Origin of the sequence: Aeromonas sp. (genome assembly GCF_050633025.1) — a bacterium.
Lineage (GTDB): Bacteria > Pseudomonadota > Gammaproteobacteria > Enterobacterales > Aeromonadaceae > Aeromonas.
On record NZ_JBODRQ010000218.1, the window covers coordinates 1 to 3,246 of the forward strand.

Annotated in this window: 1 protein-coding gene; it reads right to left on the reverse strand. The window is 62.4% G+C overall.

What is annotated here, in order from left to right:
- On the reverse strand, positions 1–3,122 hold a 3,122-nt coding region (gene purL, locus ACRAUW_RS17470; RefSeq protein ID WP_431363289.1), incomplete at its 3' end, for a phosphoribosylformylglycinamidine synthase.
- Positions 3,123–3,246: the final 124 nt, after the last annotated feature.

Consider the following 3,246-nt stretch of genomic DNA (forward strand, 5'->3'; position numbering starts at 1 on the left):
GCAGCCACATCCTCGGACGGGTTGTAAGTCAGCTTGGCATGCAGACCCGGATCGGTGGCGTCCTGACGGGCCGCGTGCTCACTGTCGGCGCACGCCGGGTTGTCGCGCAGGCGCTGCATCTGCCAACTGGTCTCGCCCCAGATGGTGCGAAGAGCCGTGCGGCTGGCGCGATAGACCTCCTGACCGCCCCGCTGCAGGGTGATGAGATCCCCTTCGCGCACGGTACCGAGCACATGGGAGCAGGCCGCCAGACCGTGACCGGCCAGCAGGGTCATCACCGCCTCTTTATCTTCACGGCGCACCTGAATGACGGCGCCCAACTCTTCGTTGAACAGCGCAGGCAGCAGCTCGCCGCCGATGCGATCGAGCTGGATGTCGAGGCCACAGTGACCAGCAAATGCCATTTCGGTCAGGGTGACGAACAGGCCGCCGTCAGAGCGGTCGTGATAGGCGATCAGTTTGCGATCGGCCACCAGCGCCTGAATGGCGTTGAAGAAGCCTTTGAGCTGGACCGGGTTGTCGAGATCCGGCGCCTTGTCACCCAGCTGGCGATAGACTTGCGCAAGCGCCGAGGCGCCGAGGCGCTGCTTGCCATTGCCAAGGTCGATAAGGATAAGGTCGGTTTCACCGAGATCAGTACGCAGCTGCGGCGTAACGGTGTTGCGCACATCCTCAACCCGGGCAAAGGCGGAGATGAGCAGAGAAAGCGGCGAGGTGACGCTGTGCTCCTTGCCATCCTGCTGCCAACGGGTCTTCATGGACATGGAGTCCTTGCCCACCGGGATGGTGATGCCAAGGGCCGGGCAGAGCTCCTCACCCACCGCCTTGACCGCCTCATAGAGACCGGCATCTTCACCCGGGTGACCGGCAGCGGCCATCCAGTTGGCGGAGAGCTTGACTCGCTTGAGGGAACCGATATGAGCCGGCGCCAGGTTGGTGAGCGCTTCCGCTACCGCCATGCGGGCAGAGGCCGCATGGGAGAGCAGCGCCACCGGGGTGCGCTCCCCCATCGACATGGCTTCGCCGTGGTAGCTGTCGTAGGTCGCCGCCGTGACGGCGCAGTCAGCCACCGGGATCTGCCAGGGGCCAACCATCTGATCGCGGTTAACAAGACCGGTCACACTGCGATCGCCGATGGTGATGAGGAAGGACTTCTCCGCCACGGTCGGCAGGCGCAGAACCCGCTCGGCCGCCTCCACTAGGGTGATGCCATCAAGGGCCAGCGGCTTGCCTTGTGCGGGCAGGCTCTCGACCTCGCGGTGCATCTTGGGGGTCTTGCCGAGCAGCACATCCAGCGGCAGATCGATAGGATGATTGTCAAAGTGGTTGTCAGAGAGGGTGAGGTGCTTCTCTTCGGTCGCGGTACCGATGACGGCATAGGGTGCGCGCTCGCGCTCGCACAGGGCCTTGAACAGCGGCAGCTTGTCCTTCGCTACCGCCAGCACGTAACGCTCCTGGGATTCGTTGCACCAGATCTCCAGCGGGCTCATGCCCGGCTCGTCGCTCTGGATGGCGCGCAAATCGAAACGACCGCCGCGCTCGCCATCGTTGACCAGCTCCGGCATGGCGTTGGAGAGACCACCCGCCCCCACATCGTGGATGAAGACAATGGGGTTGTCGTCCCCCAGCTGCCAGCAGCGGTCGATCACCTCCTGGCAACGGCGCTCCATCTCGGGGTTGTCACGCTGCACCGAGGCAAAGTCGAGATCTTCGGCCGACTGGCCGGAAGCCATAGAGGAAGCCGCGCCGCCGCCCAGACCGATGTTCATCGCCGGACCACCCAACACGATGAGGGCCGCCCCGACCGGGATCTCCCCTTTCTGAACGTGTTCGGAGCGGATGTTGCCAATGCCGCCCGCCAGCATGATGGGCTTGTGGTAGCCACGCACCTCGACGCCGTTGTGGCTCGGCACCTCCTCTTCGAAGGTGCGGAAATAACCGAGAATGGCCGGACGGCCGAACTCGTTGTTAAACGCGGCGCCGCCGAGCGGCCCCTCCTGCATGATGTCAAACGCGCTGACGATACGGCTTGGCTTGCCGAAATCCTGCTCCCAGGGCTGCTCGAAGCCGGGGATACGCAGGTTGGAGACGGAGAAACCGACCAGACCCGCCTTGGGCTTGGCACCGCGACCGGTGGCCCCCTCATCGCGGATCTCGCCGCCGGAGCCGGTAGCTGCCCCCGGGAACGGGGAGATTGCGGTCGGGTGGTTGTGGGTCTCCACCTTCATCAGGATGTCGACCTGTTCCTGGTGATACTGGTATTCGCCATTGACCGGGCTCGGGAAGAAGCGGCCACCCAGGCTCCCTTCCATCACGGCGGCGTTGTCTTTATAGGCAGAGAGGACATGATCCGGCGTCTGCTCGAAGGTGTTCTTGATCATCTTGAACAGCGACTTGGGCTGCAGCTCACCATCGATGGTCCAGTCGGCGTTGAAGATCTTGTGGCGACAGTGCTCTGAGTTCGCCTGAGCGAACATGTAAAGCTCGATGTCGTTGGGGTTGCGACCCAACTTGGTGAAGTTCTCCACCAGATAGTCGATTTCGTCATCGGCCAGCGCCAGACCCAGCGCCACGTTGGCTTCGGCCAAGGCTGCGCGACCACCACCCAGCACATCCACCTGGGTGAAGGGACGCGGCTCATGGTGAGCAAACAGGGCGCTCGCCGCGTCCATGTCGGCAAACACCACTTCCATCATCCGATCATGGAGCACGGCGGCAATGGCGCTGCGCTGGGCGGCACTCAACTCACCCTTCATCGTCAGGTAATAGGCAATACCACGCTCCAGCCGCTTGACCTGTTTCAGGCCGCAGTTGTGGGCGATGTCGGTTGCTTTGGAAGACCAGGGGGAGATAGTGCCGGGACGGGGGGTAACAAGAAACAGCTGACCGCTGGGGGTGTGTTCGGGGATGGTCGGGCCGTAGCGCAAGAGCTGGCCCAAGGTCGCTCGCTCGGGGGGAGAGAGGGGGCTTGTCAGCTCGGCAAAGTGCACATACTCGGCATAGACATCCTCTATCTCTACTCCGCTCTCTACTCCACTCTCGTTTCTCATCTGTGCGAAGCGTTGCAGCAGTTTTTGGACACGAAAATCAGACAGTGCTGGGGCACCACGCAAGATATCCATATGGCCTTTCTCACCAAGTTTTAAAGTGGGGGGAATTGAGACGCGCGTATTATAGGGAGCCGACTTACGACAGACAAACGTTTTCTTGTTTTGTGCGGTGTGACTCGGCACACACTCTCTGGTA